The organism is Hydrogenophaga sp. A37, from assembly GCF_002001205.1.
In the GTDB taxonomy this organism is placed as follows: Bacteria; Pseudomonadota; Gammaproteobacteria; order Burkholderiales; family Burkholderiaceae_C; genus Hydrogenophaga.
In genome coordinates this window covers 1-1,102 of the sequence record NZ_MUNZ01000167.1, presented here as the reverse complement: position 1 = coordinate 1,102, position 1,102 = coordinate 1, and the positions used below count along the sequence as shown (strand labels likewise).

2 protein-coding genes and 1 pseudogene are annotated in these 1,102 nt (G+C 63.3%); 2 read left to right on the top strand and 1 reads right to left on the bottom strand.

From position 1 onward, the window contains the following. Positions 1-128, top strand: a pseudogene (locus B0E41_RS26840) (DDE-type integrase/transposase/recombinase); the annotation flags it as partial. 314 nt (positions 129-442) lie between these two features. Next, positions 443-790, top strand: coding sequence for a hypothetical protein (locus B0E41_RS22480; RefSeq protein ID WP_253195096.1), 348 nt, complete (start codon positions 443-445; stop codon positions 788-790). On the opposite strand, the gene B0E41_RS22475 is transcribed toward B0E41_RS22480, so the two are convergent. Then, on the bottom strand, positions 738-1,102 hold a 365-nt coding region (locus tag B0E41_RS22475), incomplete at its 5' end, for an integrase core domain-containing protein (RefSeq protein ID WP_143433970.1). The genes B0E41_RS22480 and B0E41_RS22475 overlap by 53 nt on opposite strands.

Here is a 1,102-nt window from a genome sequence, read left to right as displayed (position 1 = left end):
AGGACGCGCTGGCCATGGCGTGGTGGCGCCGCCGACCGCTGCCTGGTCTGATATTCCACAGCGACCGTGGCAGCCAGTATTGCAGCGGTGAGTTCCAGGACGCTTTGAAGGACTGGAAGATGCGCTCCTTCAACTGCGCGGAGGAGCATGCGCGCGTCGATACCGGTGGCCGGCGGCGCAGCGGCCGCGGTCGGTGGCCTGGCGCCAGCCTGGTCGCTGTAGCCCTATTGACCGCAGCACCTCGTATAGCCGCCATTCGGGTCAGCGCCGGTCGTCGAACCCAACAGCCGCTTCGTGGCAGTCAGCGTGAGCATGCCTGGCAGTACCCCGACCATGGCCCTTGACGAGGATTCGCCGGGCCTCCAGGCAAAATCCAGATGATCGGGGCGAGCTTGGCGTCGGGCCTGCCGGGAATCCCACCTTGAAGAATGGAGCAGCATCAATGGCACTGACCAAGAAGGGCGAGTTCTGGTACGGGACGACGTCGGGCGACACCCAAGCCGAGCTGCGCAGTTACAGCGTTGCGAATCGCCATGAGGCCGTCCGGTTTGCCGCGTCCAAATGCGACTGCGGGTGCCGGAGCTTCGCGCTGCAGACCGATGAAGAAGCCGGCGTGGCAATCCGCACCTGCACCGACTGCGGGCAGGAACACCTGATGGGCGACAGTGCGGAATACGTTGAAGAAGCCGTGCCCGAGGTGACCTTGCCCTCGTTTGGTGTAGTTCTTAGCCCACGGTTTACGCGGCCTTTTTACGCGGTGCCTCGTACCAGCGTTGCTCGAACTTCATAGGGCTGAGGTAGCCAAGCGACGAATGCAGCCGGCGGTGATTGTAGAAAGCCATCCAGTCCATCACAGCCTGTTTGGCCTGGTCTCTGGTGGCGAACTTGTGCCCATGCACGCTGGCCGTTTTCAGTCGGCCCCAGAAGCTCTCAGTCGGCGCGTTGTCCCAGCAGTTGCCCTTCCTGCTCATCGATGAGCGCATCTTCCAGTCCTTCAAAGCGTCCTGGAACTCACCGCTGCAATACTGGCGGCCACGGTCGCTGTGGAATATCAGACCAGGCAGCGGTCGGCGGCGCCACCACGCCATGGCCAGCGCGTCCT

Coding starts and splice junctions, on each gene's coding strand:
- B0E41_RS22480 (WP_253195096.1), top strand. CDS start 443: ATGGCACTGACCAAGAAGGGCGAGTTCTGGTACGGGACGACGTCGGGC.